Genomic DNA, 20460 nt, shown 5'->3' with positions numbered 1-20460 from the left:
ACGCTCTGGCAAGCTTTTGACTGTAAATTCGCATTGCCGAGTGGTTGTTAGGATGCGATCGCGCCCGGTATTACTGCTGTTGAATTGCCATGCAAAAATGTGCGATCGCATCAATAGTTTAGTTCTCAATTACTGTTTAAACAAAACGCCATATCCTCCGCCCCCAGGAGTCTCAATGACAAACACATCCCCCGACTGCATTTCCACAATCGCCGTACTCCCCAAATCCTCAACCTTTCCATCAACCATTTCGACATAATTCCGTCCAACTTTCCCCGCTTCACCCCCATTCAAACCGCAAGGAGAAATCACCCGTCGCCCCGATAAAATTCCCGCCGTCATCGCCTCCCGAAACCGCACTCGCCGCACAACTCCATTACCGCCACGATGAGATCCATTCCCCCCACTATTAGCCCGAATTGCAAAACTTTCTAACAACACCGGGAACCGCCATTCTAATACTTCTGGGTCAGTTAAACGCGAATTAGTCATGTGAGTTTGAACCGCATCCGTACCACCAAAACTTGCACCAGCGCCCGAACCGCCGCAAATAGTTTCATAATATTGATAGCGCTGATTTCCAAAGGTAAAATTATTCATAGTTCCCTGAGAAGCCGCCATCACTCCCAACGCACAATACAAAGCATCGGTAATATTCTGCGATGTTTCCACATTTCCGGCAACTACCGCCGCTGGATAGCGAGGATTCAGCATACAGCCTTCGGGATTGATGATTTCGAGAGGTTTCAAACAGCCCGCATTTAAAGGAATATCGTCATCTACTAATGTGCGGAAAACATACAAAACAGCGGCTTTGCACACCGCAGCGGGAGCATTAAAATTGTTGGATTGTTGAGCAGAAGTGCCCGTAAAATCTATTTTTGCACTGCGCGCAGATTTGTTAATTGTAATCGCTACCTTAATTTGTCCGCCACTATCCATCGCATAAGTAAACTCGCCATCTTGCAAAACATCAATTACCCTGCGTACCGACTCTTCCGCATTGTCTTGTACGAAGCCCATATAAGCTTGCACAGTCTCTAATCCATAATGCTCTACCATCTTGAGAAGTTCTTCTGCGCCGCGCTTGTTAGCAGCAATTTGTGCTTGCAAATCTGCTATATTTTGAGCGGAATTGCGAACAGGAAAATTACCCGCTGTCAGAAGTTCTAGTAATTGTTTTTCTCGAAAATTGCCGTCGCTTACTAACAGGAAATTGTCAAGCAATACACCTTCTTCAGTTACTGTTGTACTGTGAGGAGGCATGGAACCGGGAGTGATGCCGCCGATGTCGGCGTGGTGTCCCCGCGAGGCAACATAAAACAAAGGAAGGGAGGAATCATGAGCAAATACTGGAGTAATAACGGTGATATCTGGTAAATGCGTGCCGCCGTTGTAGGGATTGTTAGAAACATAAACATCGCCCGGTTGAATCGCATTGCCTTGTGCTAAAATTAAAGCTTCAACGCTTTCGCTCATCGAGCCTAGATGTACGGGAATGTGCGGCGCGTTGGCAACTAATTGCCCGTTTTTGTCGAAAATTGCACAGGAAAAGTCGAGACGTTCTTTGATGTTGACTGAGGAACTTGTGTTTTGCAATGTGACGCCCATTTGTTCGGCGATCGCCCGAAACAAATTATTAAAAATTTCCAGCAAAACCGGATCGGATTTAGCCGCAGATAAACGCGAATCAACGCGGATATTATCTGCGTCCATCTGCGTGCATCTGCGGTTCAAAATTAAATCATTATTTTCGGTGATTTCCCCTTCCCAGCCCGGTTCTATGATATTAGTTCCCGTTGCTTCAACAATCATCGCAGGGCCTTCTATGCAGTCGCCGGATCGCAAATCCTCTCTCTGATAAACAGGCGTTTCCCGCCACCCGCCAGCAACATACATTTGCACCGTTGAAATTGGTTGCACAGCCAAGATGCCTGTGCCACAAGAGGGGGAAATTGTGGATGCTTCCGGCACATCCATTGTCTGCAAAATTGGTGGCACAGGCAAGATGCCCGTGCCACAAGAGGGGGAAATTTGGGATGCTTCCGGCACATCCATTGTCTGCAAAATTGGTGGCACAGGCAAGATGCCCGTGCCACAAGAGGGGGAAATTGTGGATGCTTCCGGCACATCCATTTTTTCTACAACTTCCACCGAAACCGCTTCCACAATCAGCGGTTTTTCTGGCATAATAAAACTGTAACGCTGTCGGTGGGCTGCGTCAAATTCAGCCTGCATCGCATCAATATTGTCAGCAAAATTGACCGCCAAAACCGAGTCACTTCCCTGATATTTTAAGCGCAACTTGCTAACAACTAAAATCTCTGACTCATTCTCTGTGTTCTCTGCGCCTCTGCGGTTCAATTCCCTCTTTCCCTCAGCCTCCAATTCCGCTAAAATATAATGTAAATCAGGTAATAATTCTGCATTTAATTGTTGCTCGATCGCCCTTTCGCGAATAGCCCGCACATCAGCCAAACCCATACCGTAAGCCGACAACACACCCGCATAAGGGTGAATAAATACCCGTTTCATCCCCAAAGCATCGGCGATCGCACAAGCGTGTTGGCCGCCCGCACCGCCGAAACAGCACAATGTATACTCCGAAACATCGTAACCGCGCTGAAGCGAGATTTTTTTGACAGCATTGGCCATCTTTTCCACTGCGATCGCCAAAAAACCCTCCGCCACCTCTTCGGCCGTCCTCTCGCCCCCAATTTCTCCCGCTAATTGCCCAAATTTTTGCTTTACTACGTCAGGGGCGATCGGCAAATCTCCATTCAATCCAAATACTTTTGGGAAAAAATCCGGTTGAATTTTCCCCAACATCACATTGCAATCAGTCACCGTCAACGGGCCGCCTTTGCGATAGCAAGCAGGCCCAGGATTGGCCCCTGCAGACTCCGGCCCGACGCGGTAGCGAGCCCCGTCAAAAAAGACAATTGAACCGCCGCCGGCTGCTACAGTGTGAATTGCCATCACGGGCGATCGCAATCTCACCCCTGCAATTTCCGTCTCAAATTCGCGTTCGTATTCGCCGTTAAAATGGGCAACATCTGTCGAAGTTCCGCCCATATCAAAGGTAATAATTTTATCAAAACCTGCCTTTTTGCTAGTTTGAACAGCACCGACAATTCCCCCTGCTGGCCCGGATAAAATACTGTTTTTTCCTTGAAATTGTGCCGCGTCCACTAAGCCGCCATTCGATTGCATAAACATTAATTTGGGGGGCGGGCACGGGGAGGAGGATGAGGGCGGGCACGGGGAGGGCGGGCACGGGGAGGAAGAGGGCGGGCACGGGGGCACCGCCCCTACAGATAATTGACTGGTTACTTGTTCGACGTATCGACGTAAAATCGGAGATAAATAAGCATCGACAACCGCAGTATCTCCCCGCGAAACTAATTTCATCAGCGGGCTAACTTCGTGAGATACTGAAATTTGAGTAAAGCCAATTTCTCGGGCTATTTTAGCAACTTGTTTTTCGTGTTCCGAGTAGCGGTAGCCGTGCATGAATACGATCGCACAACTGCGAATTCCCTCATCGTATGCTTGCTGCAAAGACGCGATAAACTCGGGATTGACAGCAGTTAACTCCTCACCTTGAGCGCTGTAGCGTTCTGCAACTTCAATAACTCGATCGTACAGCATCTCGGGCAAAACAATGTGACGCGCGAAAATATTCGGGCGGTTTTGATAGCCAATTCTCAGCGCATCGCCGAAACCTTTAGTAATTAACAGAATTGTGCGATCGCCCTTTCGTTCCAGTAAAGCATTTGTCGCCACCGTCGTCCCCATTTTAATCGCTTCAATTTGTGCAGCGGGTATGGGGACATCTGCGGCAATTCCCAAAATGTCGCGAATTCCTTGCACTGCTGCGTCTGTGTAGCGTTCCGGGTTTTCCGACAGCAGCTTGTGAATAACTAACTTACCGTCGGGACTCTGGGCGACAATATCGGTAAAAGTGCCACCGCGATCGATCCAGAATTGCCAGCGAGTGCGATCGGAAAAATCAGCATTCATATCTTTTTCCTGAGTTTTGTTGTTTGACTGATTCCGAATTATTCAACAAAATTATCGGAAAGTCAATTCATAAATTTCATAAAATTCAGAACCTCAGACTCATAAAACTCATATCTGTTTCTCTCTCATCTTCTTTCTTATTCCTTCGCGCCCTTCGCGCCTTCGCGGTTCGTTAAAATAAAACTGCTATATATATCGAATAGCCTCAACCAATCCCTGACAAACACCAGCCAGAAAATCCAAATCCAAAGTCTCAATCCTATCGCTTTCTCGATGATAATGCGGATTTCGCATATTAGCAGTATCAGTCACCATAATAGCCGGATAACCATTATCCCAAAAAGGAACATGATCGCTGCGGCGAGTATCCGGCACAATTAAACCTCGATTCGGCACCGGCAGCCACTCGCAGGGCTGACCAGACTTGCGAATTTTCCCACTCAAATTAATCAAATCGGGAACCGTCCGCAAAGTGCCAATTAAAGCAATAAAATTGCCACTATTTGGATAAAAATATTTCAAGCCAGCCGGATAGCTTTGAGAATTAGGATTATGGTTGCAATAACCCACCATTTCCAAAGAAATCATTAACCGGATTGACTCTTGCTGTTGCTTGTATTTAGCTGCATGATGACTGCTTCCCAAATAACCGTATTCTTCCATATCAAAGGCGACTAATTGCACTGGATATTTGAGCGGCCCAGATGCGATATCCCTTGCGAGTTCCAGCAAAACAGCAACACCAGTAGCATTATCATCGGCCCCAGGCGATCCGGGTACAGTATCGTAATGAGCACCAATTACGATCGGCGGCAACCGCTTCTTACTCGCCTGATCGAAGGGGGGTAAATCCAAGATAAAATTGTGATGAATTCGGCCGCGCACGGAAAAATCGTCAATTTCTACAGTTCCCCACTGTGCCAACTGTTCGCGGATGTATTGCTGGGCATAAAAATGCCCTTCGGATGCGAGGTATGGGTTGCGATCGCGTACAATTTGAATCAGATGGCTGTGCAAGCGTTCTTTGAGATTCATGCGATCGGAGATACAATGAGTACACTAAGATTATATGGGATTGAATTATGATTGGAGAAGTCAGAATCGAAAATTATAAGTCCATTCAAAAGCTGAAGCTAGAATTAGGACGAGTCACCGTATTGATTGGTGAAAATGGCTGTGGCAAAAGCAATATCCTAGAGGCGATCGCCCTTGCTTCTGCTGCGGCAGATGATAAGCTGGATAACGAGTTTTTAGCTTCTCGGGGCATCAGAGTGACAGAACCTCAATTTATGCGATCGGCTTTTGAAAAGGAAAATTTAGATAAAGATATCAGCATTGAAATTAGAGGAAATAATGACACAATAAAAATAAGCTTTATTTTAAATAACGATAATACACCCTATGGTCGATGGAGAAATCATTTTTACTATGGGGTTTCAGAATACGAACGGAATTTAGAAAAAGCATATAGGCAGCTTCCTGCTTGGGAATATAATAGTTTTTTAGACAGCCGAAATGAACAATATCAATCTAGCCGCAAAACAAATATCAGAACACTTAAAATACAGCAATTTATCATTTACTCTCCTGAAAATATCGCCTTACGTACTTTTGAAAAAGAAGGGCAAATTCAACCATTAGGGATTAATGGAGAAGGCTTGTTTAAACTATTAAAAGTTTTGAATTCAGATAACCAGGAGCAGCTTAATGAAATCAATAAAAAACTGCAATTGATAGATTGGTTTCAAGATTTTGAAGCTCCTCCCAATTTATCAAGTATTCAAAACTCTCTCCAAATTAAAGATAGATACTTAGATCCAGGTTTAGCTTACTTCGATCAAAGAAGTTCTAATGAAGGCTTTTTATTCTTGCTTTTTTACTTCGCTTTATTTATTAGCGATATCACGCCTAAATTTTTTGCAATAGATAACATTGACGCTTCTCTCAACCCCAGATTATGCCGCCGATTAATCCAAGAATTAGTCGAATTAGCAAAAAAACACGACAAACAAGTAATTTTTACCACTCACAACCCGGCAGTTTTGGACGGTTTGGATTTAGATGATGACGAACAGCGACTGTTTGTGATTTCCCGCAACCAATTAGGTTACACTAAAGCTAGACGCATTCTCAAACCTAAACCTCTAGAGGGACAAGAACCTGTAAAATTATCCGAGGCGTTTTTGAGGGGCTATATCGGAGGGCTTCCTAAAAATTTTTAATATGATTAGTTTTGGATTAATTACTGAGGGATTGACTGACCAGATTGTGATTGAAAATATTTTAGCAGGATATTTCAAGAATCCCGATCTAGATATTAGACCGCTTCAACCAGAAAGAGATAAAGACAATGAGAATAAATCCACATACGGCGGCTGGACTCTAGTTTTTGATTATTGTAAGTCAAGAGATTTTCAAGAAGCATTGCAATTTATTGACTATATCATTATTCAGATAGATACGGATGTTTCAGAAGATTATGGTGTAGCAAAACAAGATGAAAACGGTGAATTTACTCCTCAGCAGTTCATTGAAAAAGTTATTGAAAAGTTTAGAGATGCGATCGGCGATGATTTTTACAGCAGATATCAACAACAAATTATATTTGCCATCTCCGTACATTCTATTGAGTGTTGGTTGCTGCCCCTGTATTATACAGACAAGAAGAAACAAGCTAAAGTTAAGAACTGCCTCGATACTTTTAATCAGGAACTTACGAAAAAACACAAGTTTACGATCGACGCTAATGCTAAAAATCCTGAATATTATCGAATAATTTCAAAACCATATCGCAAGCATAAAATTTTGATGAAGCATTACTCAGAAAATCCCAGTTTAAAAACTTTTATAGAAGAGATTCAAAGCAGAGACATTAAGATTGGTGGTGAAGAGGATTGGTAAGGAAGCAAGTTATTATGTCATATAATAGAAACATAGTTATCGGAGATTACCATGCAAGCATACAAACTTAGAGGTAAAATCGATGCAACTGGCAACTTGGTAGTTGTGGAACCTGTGAATATGCCGCCGGGAGATGTAGAAATCATCGTCTTGCAGCTACCTGATACGGTTAAACAAGCCAGCGCGTCAGAAAATGCGATCGCACCTGAAGAACCTCAAAAAAAGTTTAAAACTAACGTGAAGGCATTTCAAGGTTTATTCGATCGAGATGCTGTACCGGAACCGCTGGATTTTGACGATCCAGACAAACAAGCAAAATGGGAATATTTAAAGGAAAAACATAACTTGTGAAAATCCTGATAGACACCAATATAATAGTAGATGTTGCGATCGAACGAGAACCTTTCTTTGCTGAGAGCGATCGCATTTTAACTTTTGTGGAAGAAGCAAAAATTTAAGGCTATATTTCAGCCTCAACTTTTAGCGACCTTTACTATATTATCCGCAGAGACAGAGGCCGCGATTGGACGCTGGATTTTTTGCGGCAGTTAGCCACATTTTGTCAAGTAGCAACAGTAGATAACTCTGTTATTTCAATGGCATTAACTTGCAACTTCAAGGATTTTGAAGATGCGATTCAGTACAGCACTGCTGTCATCAATCTAATTGATGCCATTGTCACCCGCAACCCGCGAGATTTTCCGGTTACTACTCCTAGGATTGTAACTCCAAATCAGTTAATTCAAGAATTAACCAATTCTCCCTAAATTTCTTAAAGCGCTAAACTTCTGATTCCAATTCGCTAACCCGCAACTGCACGGGTAATTCTACAGAATTCAACTCTGACGACTCTAATAATCCTGTTGCTTCAACTTCTGCACTCGCTTCACCGTGCCGCATTTTCTTCAATTTATCACCCAAAGTATCCCGCTGATTAATCAAATAAATACTCACCAAAGTCAGCCCAACTCCCATCGATTGTAGCGGATTGAGCACTTCGCCCAAAAACAAATTGCCGAACAGCAAAGCAAATACAGGCGTAAGAAAGGTAAGAGAACTTAAACTTGTTAGACTGCCACTCGAAGCAAAATAAAAGAATAAACCGTAGGCGATCGCACTTCCGAACACAGTAGAATAAGCTAACGCCATCCAGCCGGAAAAATCGATATTCACAAACTGCTCAGACTCAGTGGCCGCCGAAATTGCCAACAGCGGCAAACCGCCCAAAATCATGTGCCAACCAGTCGCCACCACCGGGTCAACATAACGGCAAACCCAGCGCACCAAAACCGTACCCACAGCCATCGACAAAGCAGCCAACAGCATCAACCATTCTCCACCCTGAAACAACTGTTCGATACCCCCAGAAACCTGCCTGTTTTCAGGATGAAAAAGCCCCAAAATCCAGCCATCGGGCAACCCGATCAAACTGATGCCCGCAACGCCAATAACTAATCCCAACCAGCCCCAAAAACCTATTTTTTCTTGAAACAGCCACAAACACAAAATCGCCACAGCTAGCGGTTGAGAGTCAATCATCACCGAACCCAAACCCGCACCGGTTCTCGCCAAACCTTCGGCTAAAAAGCCTTGAAACAAAGTAGCGTCAACCAAAGCAAACAGCGAAATCCACAGCCAAGCTTTCCAACCCTGCGGCTGTGGCTTTCCCATGAATGCCGCCGCCAGCAGCACCAACACGCCCGCAGGTACTAAACGCACGAATGCCACAAACAGCGGCGTTGTGTGTGGCATCACCCCCTTCATCGCTACCATCGCGGTTCCCCACAGGAAAAACGGCGCAATTAGCAACAGCGGGGCAAAAGGCAGTTTTGAATCGGTAAGCTTTAGCTGCATGGCGGAGACTCCAGATAATTGATGAGATTGATTCTCGTGGGGATGATGTAGTTTTGTTAAGCAATTTTTACAATTATATATTGGTGTTGAGTTAAATGCGATCGCACAAATCTCGGCCATTAGGAACAGGCAAGATGCCTGTTCCACAAAATCAAGGTGGAACAGGCATCTTGCCTGTTGCCAACAATCTGGAACGGGCAAGATGCCCGTTGCACAAAATCAAGGTGGAACAGGCATCTTGCCTGTTGCCAACAATCTGGAACGGGCAAGATGCCCGTTCCACAATCAAGCAATTTCTTGTGGAACAGGCATCTTGCCTGTTGCTAAATGGCACAACATCTACCCCGATGAATAAGGCACACTAGAAGTTAGCTACAAAATTTCACCTTGCCTGTACACTGCCCATGATTTGGCCATTCAAGCCCCGCTACCGCAAACAAATCGCCCGTATCGAAATCACCGGAGCCATTGCCGGAGAAACCCGTAAACGAGTGCTAGAAGCTCTCAAAACCGTTGAAGAACGCAAATTTCCCGCCTTGCTGCTGCGGATAGACAGCCCCGGCGGCACTGTCGGCGATTCCCAGGAAATTTACAGCGCGCTCAAGCGTTTGCGCGAAAAAGTCAAAATTGTTGCCAGTTTTGGCAATATTTCAGCTTCTGGTGGAGTTTACATCGGCATGGGAGCCGAACATATCGTTGCTAATCCCGGTACAATTACCGGCAGCATTGGCGTGATTATCCGGGGTAACAATTTAGAACGGCTGTTAGAAAAAGTAGGCGTTTCTTTTCAGGTGATTAAATCGGGGCCGTATAAAGATATCTTGGCATTCGATCGCGAATTGACCGATCCTGAACAGCAAATTCTGCAAGATTTGATCGACACCAGCTACCAGCAATTCGTGGAAACCGTTGCGGAAGCCCGGAACTTGGCTGTTGAAAAAGTGAAAAGTTTTGCCGACGGTCGCGTTTTTACTGGTCAGCAAGCCTTAGAATTGGGTTTGGTCGATCGACTGGGAACAGAAGAGGACGCTCGCCGCCTTGCCGCCGAACTCGCAGGCCTCGACCCGGAAAAAACCGAGTCTTGCACGCTAGAAAAACAAAAACCTTTCCTAAATCGTGTCTTGGGGAGTAGTCTGGATATATCCGGGCTTTCAGCTTACAATAATTTGCTGGAATTCGAGCTTTCTACTAGCGGTTTGCCGCTGTGGATGTATCGCCCGTGATTAAATAGTCAGTTGGCAGTGGACAGTAGTCAGTTGGCAGTGGTAATTGGTAATTAGTAATTGGTAATTGCAACTAGCAACTGACAACTAGCAACTGACAACTAACAACTGACAACTGACTACTGAACAACTGACTAAAATGGAGGAATTTTGCGTGGATTGGCAAGTGCGGGGGATTCGTGGGGCAACTACTGCTAGCGAGAATTCGGTGGCAGCAATTCGAGAAGCGGTGAGAGAATTATTAGATGAATTAGAAGCAAAAAATGATATAAATCCAGATTTAATTATTAGTGCTACGTTTTCTGCTACTCGTGATTTAGATGCTGTGTTTCCGGCTGCGATCGCCCGCGAACGTCCTCACTGGTGTAATGTTCCTTTGTTGGACGTGCAGCAAATGCACGTAGAGGGTGCTTTGGAACGCTGCATTCGGTTTTTAATTCACGTTAACTGGCCCGCACATACTGAAATTTATCATCCTTATTTGCGGGGAGCTCAAAATTTGCGCCCGGATAGGAATTTAGCGGTGGCGGTGGCTGGGGAAAATTAGACTTGGCGATTGTGAATGTCGATCGCCCCGACAACTCAAAAAGTCAAACATTCCTATAGCCTTTCTCAGTCACATGAGGTGCTCTCGCGGGCATAGGGCATAGGGCATAGGGCATAGGGCATAGGGCATAGGGCATAGGGCATAGGGCATAGGGCATAGGGCATAGGACAAAGCCCCCATACCTCACAACGCTTGAGAACCGCTATAGACTCACGGGCTCCCAGAAACCGGGTTTTTTCTCGAATAGTTGGTTACAGCCGAGGAAAACGGCAAAAACCCGGTTTCTTTGATTTTGTCGATCGCCCCGACAACTCAAAAAAGGACTCTCGTCGGATTTGACTCTCATTCTTGTTGACAAATTGCAGGTTAAATGAGGATGTTTTATGAATAGAACAAACTTACTATCTCGAATCTCGATCGATCCCAATATCGGCTCTGGTAAACCCTGCATTCGGGGACATCAAATCTGGGTTTCTGTGATTCTAGATGGCCTCGCTAGTGGCTCGACTATTGAGGAAATAATTCAGCAGTATCCTAGTATAGGGCGAGAGGATATTCTTGCTTGTATTGCCTATGGTGCTGAAATAATTGAGCGAAATAGCGAACCTCACCAGTTAGTAAGTCTCAAGCCCGATCGAGTGATTTATGCCGAGTTTTCAGAAATGGCAAACGATCTAGAATATCAAGCAGAAGCTTTGGCAATTTGTCAAGATTTTGAGACAGCCGACTGGGAAGCATTGCTAATAGGTGAGTCTGAATATGAGACGCGGTGAAGTTTATGATGCTGATTTTGAACCTGTTCAAGGTTCAGAGCAAGGAGGGACTCGCCCAGCGATTATTGTTAGCAACGATGCGATAAATGCGTCGAGTCAAGTTGTGCTTGTGGTTCCTTGTACCACTTATCGCCCACCACGCCGCATTTATCGGAGTCAGGTACTGATAATTGCTCCTGATGGAGGATTCGATCGAGACTCAATAGCACTTGGAGAGCAAGTTCGCGCTTTGGCGAAAAGTCGCCTTTTACGTAAACGCGGGACACTTTCTGAGTCTACTGTGGTGCAATTGGATAGCGCTTTGTCGATCGCCTTGGATTTATCTAATCAATAGACTTGGCGCCTGTGAAAGTCGATCGCCCCGACAACTCAAAAAGTCAAACATTCCTAGACTCACGGACTCTGAGAAACCGGGTTTTTTCCTCAGAAGATGCCTTACAGCCGACGAAAACCGCAAAAACCCGGTTTCTGGGATTTTGTCGCCCCGACAATTCAAAAAAGGTTCTCGTCCGATTTTACTCTCAAGGGCTTGACAAGTTGCAGGTTAAGGTGTATGGTGATTTTGCGAGTTGCAAAGCTCGATCGCTCCAGAACGTTGAAAATTGCATAGTTTTATTTTGGATCTGCGGCTAGTTTCAGTGTCGCAGATCGGCAATCGACGCACCTCGGGCGATCGGCAAAACCCTGATTTTTTCGTTGGGGTGCGTCGATTACTCTGATACTAAGGGTTACGGCTTGCAAGCAATTGAGCTTATTGCAGGTTTTAGGGTCTTATTGACAGGTAAAATATGGTGCGTCGATTTGAGGCTTGAAACCCTTTCTGGGTAAGGCTCCCTGGCCGAAGAGTCTCCTTTACCACTTCCCCGCGAGGGGATTGAAACGTTGTACAGCTAGTCCACCCAAACTCAAAACCGTTTGTCTCCTTTACCACTTCCCCGCGAGGGGATTGAAACACTGTTATTACCCATTTACTCAAAGATTTTATTAGATTTGGTCTCCTTTACCACTTCCCCGCGAGGGGATTGAAACCCTCTGGAATATCCCTGTATTTGGTATATTCTAGTCTCCTTTACCACTTCCCCGCGAGGGGATTGAAACTTTTCATTCTTTTCCGATCTTCCTCACGTTGGTTGGTCTCCTTTACCACTTCCCCGCGAGGGGATTGAAACGGTCACAAACAGGGGCAAACTTCCGCCTATGGTAGAGTCTCCTTTACCACTTCCCCGCGAGGGGATTGAAACTTTTGGCTGCTGCACCAGAAGCTACGAGGGTTGGTCTCCTTTACCACTTCCCCGCGAGGGGATTGAAACTTCAATTCCACTTTCCATGGAAATGTACAGTTTGCCGTCTCCTTTACCACTTCCCCGCGAGGGGATTGAAACTTTTTCCTTCTTCTGTTAAAATTCTGTAGTTGTTTGTCTCCTTTACCACTTCCCCGCGAGGGGATTGAAACGTTGGTTATTCTAATGGGACAGCTTGCTATTTACTCAAGTCTCCTTTACCACTTCCCCGCGAGGGGATTGAAACGCTACGACTGTAAGCACAAGCTTACCTTCAACCACGGTCTCCTTTACCACTTCCCCGCGAGGGGATTGAAACTTTGTTGCTGGGGTTTCTCCATACCCTCGCTTGCTAATGTCTCCTTTACCACTTCCCCGCGAGGGGATTGAAACTCTCCGTTATTTACGGCTCCCTTGATGCGTAGAGTCTCCTTTACCACTTCCCCGCGAGGGGATTGAAACAAACGAGTAGCTCCAAGAAGCTCACTTAGCCACATATGTCTCCTTTACCACTTCCCCGCGAGGGGATTGAAACATTTCGTGATAAGCCTCAGTTTTGATACACTCCAAAGGTCTCCTTTACCACTTCCCCGCGAGGGGATTGAAACTTTCTGTAGCATTTGCAAGATACGAGAGAGCTCTTTTTGTCTCCTTTACCACTTCCCCGCGAGGGGATTGAAACGTTTTTCTAAAAAGCCTTTGCCATCGTAATCAATTGTCTCCTTTACCACTTCCCCGCGAGGGGATTGAAACTTTCTGTCCAAACTATAGGAAAATATTCGTTTTGAGTCTCCTTTACCACTTCCCCGCGAGGGGATTGAAACATTCACAATATGAGTTATCTGAATACCGGTTAATTGGGTCTCCTTTACCACTTCCCCGCGAGGGGATTGAAACTTCTTTGCTTTAGGTTTAGTAGGTTTCACAGGGCGGGCAATTGTCTCCTTTACCACTTCCCCGCGAGGGGATTGAAACGTTGGGGTCGAGATACAACAAACTTACACCAGTGGTCTCCTTTACCACTTCCCCGCGAGGGGATTGAAACTTGAGCTGTGCAGTAGTTGGAACTACTTTTCGCTGAGGTCTCCTTTACCACTTCCCCGCGAGGGGATTGAAACTTCTTCAGCACTCACCAAATTTTCAGGGGTCTCCTTTACCACTTCCCCGCGAGGGGATTGAAACTTTATGGGTATCACTTCATCTACCCTGCCGAAACGACCAGTCTCCTTTACCACTTCCCCGCGAGGGGATTGAAACCACCCGCAACGATCGCAGGTAGGTTGTGCTATGCCATAGGATGTCTCCTTTACCACTTCCCCGCGAGGGGATTGAAACTTTTTGTCTGGAGAGTTGAAAGCTTCCACAAGTGTGTCTCCTTTACCACTTCCCCGCGAGGGGATTGAAACCTAGAGCTATCTCGGCAAACTCTAGATTATAAAACTGTCTCCTTTACCACTTCCCCGCGAGGGGATTGAAACTTTCTGATAATGTTGGGTGTTGAGCTACTACAACATTTTGTCTCCTTTACCACTTCCCCGCGAGGGGATTGAAACTTTCGTTTCCGCTGTTTCCATTGCTGCATTCTTAACCTTGGTCTCCTTTACCACTTCCCCGCGAGGGGATTGAAACTTTTGTAGTCCGAGCCTGTAGCCCAATATTTTTGTCTCCTTTACCACTTCCCCGCGAGGGGATTGAAACGTTTTTGCCCCAAAGAGGTAGTGGTCCAGTATTTTGTGGTCTCCTTTACCACTTCCCCGCGAGGGGATTGAAACTGTAGCACCCTCTAGTTTCAACCGTTTCTTTTTCTCTTGCTGGTCTCCTTTACCACTTCCCCGCGAGGGGATTGAAACTTCTTTCATGCTTTCCATTTATTTCGTGTTTTTGGAGAAGTCTCCTTTACCACTTCCCCGCGAGGGGATTGAAACAGTAGAAGAAATCGGCTCTCCTTTTAGAGGGTCAATGTCTCCTTTACCACTTCCCCGCGAGGGGATTGAAACTCCTGGGGTCTCCCCAAGGAGTAGCTTGGGGGTCTCCTTTACCACTTCCCCGCGAGGGGATTGAAACCCTTATAAACCAAATCTTGACCTTTAAATAACTCAGTCTCCTTTACCACTTCCCCGCGAGGGGATTGAAACAAAAATGAAAACGTCGTTGCCTAAACCTCCGTTGAGGTCTCCTTTACCACTTCCCCGCGAGGGGATTGAAACTACATCTGCTGGAAATTTTTCCATTTCTTTGCAACGCCAGAATTTATGCACTCCGACGAAAGAAACCGGGTTTTTTACGGAATCTGTGGACTACAACCACATATTTTCGTAAAAAAACCCGGTTTCACCGGCCCCTACTTAGCTTCTTTACCACTTCCCCAAGAGGGGATTGATATCAAATCCCGTGGCAGGGGAATTAATCTTACCCACAGTCAGGAGACGCCAGTACCTTTCGTCGTGTCAACTTAAGGTAAAGCCCATAGTCCGTCAGGGGTTTCAACAAGAGCCTCAAAGTGAAAGTCCTCGCTTCAGAGGACTAATGAGTTCTTCAGTCCTCTTTGAGAGGACTTTAGCTATGAGACAGGGAATTCATTCCCTGGCGGAGTGCCGGGTGGGAGGAGTGGCGGCAGCGCCTTTGGTGGTGTCAACTTAAGGTAAAACCGATAGTCCGTCAGGGGTTGAAACCCCTGCCTCAAAGTGAAAGTCCTCGCTTCAGAGGACTAATGAGTTCTTCAGTCCTCTTCGAGAGGACTTTAGCTATGAGACAGGGAATTCATTCCCTGGCGGACTGGCGGAGTGTCGGGTGGGAGGACTCGCGGACTAAAAGCTGAAGTTGACACCACCAAAGGCAGTGCCGTTTCCCTACTCAAACCATTACCCCCAATTGCATTTGCCTTCTTCCTTCTGCCATACAAAAAAAACCCGGCCTCTCAAAGAAACCGGGTTTTTTGTCAATCAGACGCTTTCTTGTGATGCAGCCTAATCCCTAAAAAGATGTCATATATAAAACTCCAAAAGTCCTTTTTCCCTTCCAATATTCCCAAACTTTGAGGGGAACCTTTCTCATCCAACAGCGGCTTCACAGCTTCATAAGCAGGCTTGTAATTGTACCAAGGAATAGAAGGCCACAAGTGATGGATCAGATGATAATTCTGCCCCAAAATCAAGATATTTAGAATAGGACTAGGATATACTCTGGCATTTTTCCAACGATCGCGATCGTGAAACGGACGGTGCGGCAAATAATCAAAAAATAACCCCAACGCCAACCCCACCACCAAAGCCGGAGAAAACCAAAAATTCAGGACGTAATCTAAATGGCCGTATTGAATCGAGATATACACGATCGCAATCACAAACAAACGGCTGAGAAACCATTCCAATAATTCGTATTTCCGCCACAGTTTGCGCTTAAAAAAGAAAATCTCGTGGTAAAAAAACCTCGCAGCAATCAACCACAAAGGCCCGCCGGTCGAAACATAATGGTCTGGATCGTTATCTGGGTCATTAACGTGGGCGTGATGCTGCATATGTACCCGCGTAAACACCGGGAAAGCAAAACCCAACATCAGCGCGCTACCGTGTCCCAAAATAGCATTGATCGTGCGATCGCGATGGGCTGCATTATGAGACGCATCGTGAATCACAGTTCCGGCCATGTGCAACGCCAGCACGTTCAGTGAAAAACAGCACCACTGCGGCCACCCCCAACACCAGAAACCCAAGTTAGAAATCACGATAATCGCTACTGCACTCAAAAACAGCAGCAGTGTCGGATTGAAGTCACCGGGAGGACTCAGAAACTCTTTCGGCACTGTCAGCGGCCGTCCTGCCTCCGACATCTTTGTTAGCACTCCATAATATTTCACACTTGCGTAGTATAAGATACAAGCCTCTAAATAGTAAACTTTTGTGAAATAACTGTATCTAATCTCGATCGCCCGTCGTCTGCATATAAATCAGAGTTTGTTGCTTGGCAAGCTTACCGATGTTACATTCGCACAACGCTCTTGGGAAACCAACAAAAATGAATGGGTATATCTGTATATTTGTCAAGGCCTAAATCTAAAGTTATTTTGAAGAAAAGCCGATCGAACAGAAAAGATTACCGATCGGTAAAAAGTCAGATATTCTATATATTGTTCAATACCTGCTTTTTTGACGACTATCAAAATTTTTAAGACTTGAGACTAGCGTCATTGCTTGTAGTGCAAAGATGAAACGTTAGCCGAAATTTAAACAAGAAATCCACCTGCCTCCCCAGAACACCGCTGATGCAATTGCCAAAAGCCCTACGCCGGACTAAAATCGTCGCCACCATTGGCCCAGCAACTTCGGACCCACAAGTGCTGCGCCAGCTTATAGAAGCCGGTGCCACAACTTTGCGACTCAACTTTTCCCACGGAACAGAAGAAGACCACCAGCGCAGCATTCGCTTAATCCGGCAAACATCCTTTGAACTCAACCAGCCGGTAGCCATCCTCCAAGACCTCCAAGGCCCGAAAATTCGTTTAGGGCGCTTTGAGACAGGCTCTATAGTTGTCAAAAACGGCGATCCTTTCATTCTCACCAGCCGCCAAGTTCCCGGCACAGAGCTCATTTCTTCCGTCACCTACGACCCCCTAGCAGACGAAGTTCCAGAGGGCTCAGTGATTCTGCTTGACGACGGGAAAGTGGAAATGCTGGTGGAAAAAGTAGACCGCGCGGCGCGGGAATTGTACTGTCGCGTCGTAGTCGGCGGGCCGCTTTCCAACAACAAAGGCGTGAATTTTCCGGGAGTTTACCTGTCAATTAAAGCGCTGACTGATAAAGACCGCAAAGATTTAATGTTCGGCCTCGACCAAGGTGTCGATTGGGTGGCCCTGAGCTTTGTGCGGAATCCCCAAGATGTGCTCGAAATTAAAGAGCTCATTGCCAGTGCGGGCAAGCAAGTACCGGTGATTGCTAAGATCGAAAAGCACGAGGCGATCGAACAAATGGAGGAAATTCTCACCCTTTGCAACGGCGTGATGGTCGCCCGTGGCGATTTGGGAGTGGAACTACCCGCCGAAGACGTGCCGATTTTGCAAAAGCGCCTGATTGCTACCTCCAACCGCCTGGGTATTCCGGTAATTACCGCTACCCAGATGCTCGACAGCATGGTCAACAATCCCCGTCCCACCCGCGCCGAGATTTCCGACGTGGCCAACGCGATTCTCGATGGAACTGATGCAGTCATGCTCTCGAATGAAACTGCTGTCGGCAAGTTCCCCGTCGAAGCGGTGGCGACGATGGCGAGAATTGCGGTGCGGATGGAGAGGGAAGGAATAAAGCGGAATATTAGGAATGTAGAAGATATTGGTCGATCGATCCCCAACGGTATCAGCCAAGCAGTCAGCCAAATCTCCGAACAGTTGAACGCCGCGGCCATCATGACGCTGACCAAAACCGGCGCCACAGCCCGCAATGTCTCGAAGTTCCGACCGAAAACTCCGATTTTGGCAGTTACTCCTCACGTAGACGTAGCCCGACAACTGCAATTAGTATGGGGAGTAAAACCCTTGCTGGTGCTGGATTTACCCTCGACAGGCCAGACATTTCACTCTGCCATGACAGTCGCCCAGGAAAAAGAGTTAGTGTCCGACGGAGATTTAGTGGTGATGACCGCCGGTACTCTGCAAGGAGTTGCCGGATCGACGGATTTGATCAAAGTTGAAGTAGTGACAGCAGTTTTAGGCAAAGGCACCGGTGTCGGTTTGGGATCGGTGAGTGGCCTAGCCAGGGTTGCTCGCACTGCTGCGGATGTAGGCAATTTCCACCCTGGAGAAATTTTGGTAGTGGAACACACAAGCGTCGCTTTTGTGGAGATGATTCGGAAAGCCGCAGGTGTGGTGACGGAGGAGGACAGTTTGACTTCTCACGCCGCGATTATCGGTTTGCGCTTGGGCGTGCCGGTGATGGTGGGCGTAAAGAATGCCACGCGCGTAATTCGGGACGGAACTATGCTGACGCTGGATATGCAGCGGGGTTTAGTTTATTCCGGGGCCAGAGGCGGCTCAACTGACACGGAAGTGACCGTTTAACTGTTGGTGAGCTAGGAGTTGTGGAATTTTGAATTAAATTCTACAACTCCTTGCTTTTATCGCTATAGTTGTGCTATAATTCAAAATTGTCTGTGCCGATGTAGCTCAGGGGTAGAGTATTCGATTCGTAATCGAACGGTCGTGGGTTCAAATCCCACCATCGGCTTTGGGTTTCAGCGATTTTTGTCTATGACATGTCTATGATTGTGGCAAATCTGTAGCAAAACGCAGTTTAACTGCTCAAAAATGCTCTGGGCAAAGTAGCCGAGAGCATTTTTATTTGCCCTAAATCCTTGTGTGGTGGAGATTTTGAATTTTTTTAATCATATCGTTTCCGGTTGCATCGGTATTGTTCAAATGTCCAAACAGTCAGTTGTCATATCAATTCCGGTTGTATCGGAATGGTGAAACCGCTCTTGACACAGAGGATACAGAGAAAGGGAAGAGAGAGATGAATACAGGACGATGCCAACGGATTTGATATCCTATCGTTTCCGGTTGCATTGGAATAATAAAATCGAGCCAACATTTAACACTCAACAATTCAGTTTTTCGACCCCTCCTTCTACAGTCAACAGTCAACAGTCAACAGTCAACAGTCAACAGTCAACAGTCAACAGTTAACAGTCAACAGTTAACAGTTAACTGTCAACAGAGGACTTGCATTCCTGACTAGAAACCTGACATCGTATTAGTTCGGGGGCCGGGGGAGGCGAAAACTCAGGGGACTGAGGATTTGATTGAGAGTTCGCAGTTGTTCCGCAGTACCCAAACAAATCAGCGTATCTCCTCCTTCGATCGCAGTTTCTCCAGTAGGCCCGACAATCAAAGTCCCGCCAGCGCGCCGCACCGCTAAAACCAAGGCCCCCGATTGCGATCGCAACTTGGCATTTCTCAAAGTTTGCCCTACGTAGACACAACTATTGGGATCGACCAGAAATTCTTCCATGTAAAAAGAACTGTCGGTGCCCGTCAAAACACCGTCTAAAAAATCCATAACTTGAGGTCGCAAAGCCGCCGCAGCCATGCGTTTTCCCCCGGTAATGTAGGGGGATACTACGGCATCGGCGCCGCCCCGCTGCAACTTCTTTACCGCTTCTTCTGTGGTGGCGCGGGCGATCGCCCGTACCTTCGGATTCAGAGTTTTCGCTGACAGGACAGTGTATAAATTCTCGGCATCTGAAGGCAAAGCTGCTACTATGCAAATTGCGCGATCGATCCCCACACTCAGCAAAATTTCGTCCAAAGTCGCGTCTCCTTGGACAGCCGTGTACCCCAGTGCCAAAGCTGCCTCAACCGACTGCACCGCCGAATCTATCACCACAAAAGAGATATATTCGGCCTGAAATTCCAAGGCAATTTGGCGGCCAGTGCGCCCAAAACCGCAGAGAATGTAATGCCCGATCAAAGAATCTACCAATCGTCGCTGCTGCCTAATTCTTGCTCCTTCTTGAAAATATCCTTCAATCAGCGCTTCTGTAAAGCGGTTGACGATGAAACCAATCACAATCACGCCCATCAAAATCAGCCATATGGTAAACATTCGCCCGCGTTGACCGAGGGGCTGAAGTTCACCGTAGCCGACAGTTGCTAAGGTAATTACTGTCATGTAAGCGGCATCTAGCAAAGACCATCTTTCCACTTGCCAATACCAGAGAGTACCCGTGCAAAAAATGCCGCCAAGGGCGAGGACTCCGTTTCTTAAGTCTTTTTGCAGGCGCTGGTACTTTTGTTCTAAAGTTGAATACACCGATCGGGCTGACCTATTACCTATTAGCTGCTACCAATTTTAACGATATCAGCCCTAGAC

Annotated in this window: 15 protein-coding genes, 1 tRNA gene and 1 CRISPR repeat array; of the genes, 11 read left to right on the top strand and 5 right to left on the bottom strand. The window is 46.4% G+C overall.

The window, feature by feature from the left end:
* Positions 1-129: 129 nt before the first annotated feature.
* On the bottom strand, positions 130-4023 hold the full coding sequence (locus tag QUB35_RS11120; protein ID WP_333141981.1) for a hydantoinase B/oxoprolinase family protein: 3894 nt from the start codon (positions 4021-4023) through the stop codon (positions 130-132).
* A gap of 186 nt (positions 4024-4209) precedes the next feature.
* The gene (locus QUB35_RS11115; RefSeq protein WP_333141980.1) at positions 4210-5058 is read right to left on the bottom strand and encodes a M28 family peptidase; all 849 of its coding nucleotides are present in this window, start codon (positions 5056-5058) and stop codon (positions 4210-4212) included.
* A gap of 47 nt (positions 5059-5105) precedes the next feature.
* On the opposite strand from QUB35_RS11115, the gene QUB35_RS11110 reads away from it, so the two are divergent.
* From QUB35_RS11110 to QUB35_RS11095, 4 genes are all read left to right on the top strand, one after another.
* Positions 5106-6245, top strand: a complete 1140-nt coding sequence (locus tag QUB35_RS11110; protein ID WP_333141979.1) for an AAA family ATPase — start codon at positions 5106-5108, stop codon at positions 6243-6245.
* A 1-nt stretch (position 6246) separates the two neighbouring features.
* Complete coding sequence (locus tag QUB35_RS11105; protein ID WP_333141978.1) at positions 6247-6924, top strand: phage tail protein; 678 nt, start codon at positions 6247-6249, stop codon at positions 6922-6924.
* A gap of 51 nt (positions 6925-6975) precedes the next feature.
* Positions 6976-7275, top strand: a complete 300-nt coding sequence (locus QUB35_RS11100) for a hypothetical protein (protein WP_333141977.1) — start codon at positions 6976-6978, stop codon at positions 7273-7275.
* Positions 7276-7388: 113 nt separating this feature from the next.
* On the top strand, positions 7389-7691 hold the full coding sequence (locus QUB35_RS11095; protein ID WP_333142030.1) for a PIN domain-containing protein: 303 nt from the start codon (positions 7389-7391) through the stop codon (positions 7689-7691).
* A gap of 13 nt (positions 7692-7704) precedes the next feature.
* Here the strand turns inward: QUB35_RS11095 and QUB35_RS11090 are convergent, their stop codons facing one another.
* The gene (locus tag QUB35_RS11090) at positions 7705-8778 is read right to left on the bottom strand and encodes a DMT family transporter (protein ID WP_333141976.1); all 1074 of its coding nucleotides are present in this window, start codon (positions 8776-8778) and stop codon (positions 7705-7707) included.
* A 134-nt stretch (positions 8779-8912) separates the two neighbouring features.
* Between QUB35_RS11090 and QUB35_RS11085 the strand changes: the two genes are divergently transcribed.
* The 5 genes from QUB35_RS11085 to QUB35_RS11065 all read left to right on the top strand — a co-directional run bounded on the left by QUB35_RS11085 (position 8913) and on the right by QUB35_RS11065 (position 11655).
* Entirely contained in the window at positions 8913-9143 is a 231-nt protein-coding gene (locus QUB35_RS11085; RefSeq protein WP_333141975.1) for a hypothetical protein, read from the top strand.
* A gap of 39 nt (positions 9144-9182) precedes the next feature.
* Positions 9183-10001, top strand: a complete 819-nt coding sequence (gene sppA / locus QUB35_RS11080) for a signal peptide peptidase SppA (RefSeq protein ID WP_333141974.1) — start codon at positions 9183-9185, stop codon at positions 9999-10001.
* A 139-nt stretch (positions 10002-10140) separates the two neighbouring features.
* Complete coding sequence (gene aroH, locus QUB35_RS11075) at positions 10141-10548, top strand: chorismate mutase (RefSeq protein ID WP_333141973.1); 408 nt, start codon at positions 10141-10143, stop codon at positions 10546-10548.
* Between the two features lie 383 nt (positions 10549-10931).
* On the top strand, positions 10932-11321 hold the full coding sequence (locus QUB35_RS11070; protein WP_333141972.1) for a DUF433 domain-containing protein: 390 nt from the start codon (positions 10932-10934) through the stop codon (positions 11319-11321).
* The gene (locus QUB35_RS11065) at positions 11308-11655 is read left to right on the top strand and encodes a type II toxin-antitoxin system PemK/MazF family toxin (RefSeq protein ID WP_333141971.1); all 348 of its coding nucleotides are present in this window, start codon (positions 11308-11310) and stop codon (positions 11653-11655) included. Before QUB35_RS11070 ends, QUB35_RS11065 begins: the two co-directional genes overlap by 14 nt.
* A gap of 511 nt (positions 11656-12166) precedes the next feature.
* A CRISPR array of direct repeats spans positions 12167-14808; the repeat unit is 36 nt; unit sequence GTCTCCTTTACCACTTCCCCGCGAGGGGATTGAAAC.
* A 731-nt stretch (positions 14809-15539) separates the two neighbouring features.
* Here the strand turns inward: QUB35_RS11065 and crtR are convergent.
* A complete protein-coding gene (gene crtR, locus QUB35_RS11060; protein ID WP_333141970.1) occupies positions 15540-16430 on the bottom strand; it encodes a beta-carotene hydroxylase in 891 nt (296 codons plus the stop codon).
* 432 nt (positions 16431-16862) lie between these two features.
* Here crtR and pyk point away from each other — a divergent pair, with 432 nt between their 5' ends.
* The gene (gene pyk / locus QUB35_RS11055) at positions 16863-18650 is read left to right on the top strand and encodes a pyruvate kinase (RefSeq protein ID WP_333141969.1); all 1788 of its coding nucleotides are present in this window, start codon (positions 16863-16865) and stop codon (positions 18648-18650) included.
* A gap of 94 nt (positions 18651-18744) precedes the next feature.
* Positions 18745-18816: transfer RNA gene (locus QUB35_RS11050), tRNA-Thr, on the top strand.
* Positions 18817-19341: 525 nt separating this feature from the next.
* Here QUB35_RS11050 and QUB35_RS11045 read toward each other — a convergent pair.
* On the bottom strand, positions 19342-20400 hold the full coding sequence (locus QUB35_RS11045) for a potassium channel protein (protein ID WP_333141968.1): 1059 nt from the start codon (positions 20398-20400) through the stop codon (positions 19342-19344).
* Positions 20401-20460: the final 60 nt, after the last annotated feature.

Origin of the sequence: Microcoleus sp. B13-B6, from assembly GCF_036705405.1 — a bacterium.
Lineage (GTDB): Bacteria > Cyanobacteriota > Cyanobacteriia > Cyanobacteriales > Microcoleaceae > Microcoleus.
Note: the sequence above shows the minus strand (reverse complement) of the source record. Positions and strands in the feature narration are given on the sequence as shown.

Bases quoted from the DNA above. Each gene is read 5' to 3' on its own strand.
- QUB35_RS11120 (WP_333141981.1), bottom strand. From the start codon at position 4,023: ATGAATGCTGATTTTTCCGATCGCACTCGCTGGCAATTCTGGATCGAT.
- QUB35_RS11115 (WP_333141980.1), bottom strand. From the start codon at position 5,058: ATGAATCTCAAAGAACGCTTGCACAGCCATCTGATTCAAATTGTACGC.
- QUB35_RS11110 (WP_333141979.1), top strand. From the start codon at position 5,106: ATGATTGGAGAAGTCAGAATCGAAAATTATAAGTCCATTCAAAAGCTG.
- QUB35_RS11105 (WP_333141978.1), top strand. From the start codon at position 6,247: ATGATTAGTTTTGGATTAATTACTGAGGGATTGACTGACCAGATTGTG.
- QUB35_RS11100 (WP_333141977.1), top strand. From the start codon at position 6,976: ATGCAAGCATACAAACTTAGAGGTAAAATCGATGCAACTGGCAACTTG.
- QUB35_RS11090 (WP_333141976.1), bottom strand. From the start codon at position 8,778: ATGCAGCTAAAGCTTACCGATTCAAAACTGCCTTTTGCCCCGCTGTTG.
- QUB35_RS11085 (WP_333141975.1), top strand. From the start codon at position 8,913: ATGCCTGTTCCACAAAATCAAGGTGGAACAGGCATCTTGCCTGTTGCC.
- sppA (WP_333141974.1), top strand. From the start codon at position 9,183: ATGATTTGGCCATTCAAGCCCCGCTACCGCAAACAAATCGCCCGTATC.
- aroH (WP_333141973.1), top strand. From the start codon at position 10,141: ATGGAGGAATTTTGCGTGGATTGGCAAGTGCGGGGGATTCGTGGGGCA.
- QUB35_RS11070 (WP_333141972.1), top strand. From the start codon at position 10,932: ATGAATAGAACAAACTTACTATCTCGAATCTCGATCGATCCCAATATC.
- QUB35_RS11065 (WP_333141971.1), top strand. From the start codon at position 11,308: ATGAGACGCGGTGAAGTTTATGATGCTGATTTTGAACCTGTTCAAGGT.
- crtR (WP_333141970.1), bottom strand. From the start codon at position 16,430: ATGTCGGAGGCAGGACGGCCGCTGACAGTGCCGAAAGAGTTTCTGAGT.
- pyk (WP_333141969.1), top strand. From the start codon at position 16,863: ATGCAATTGCCAAAAGCCCTACGCCGGACTAAAATCGTCGCCACCATT.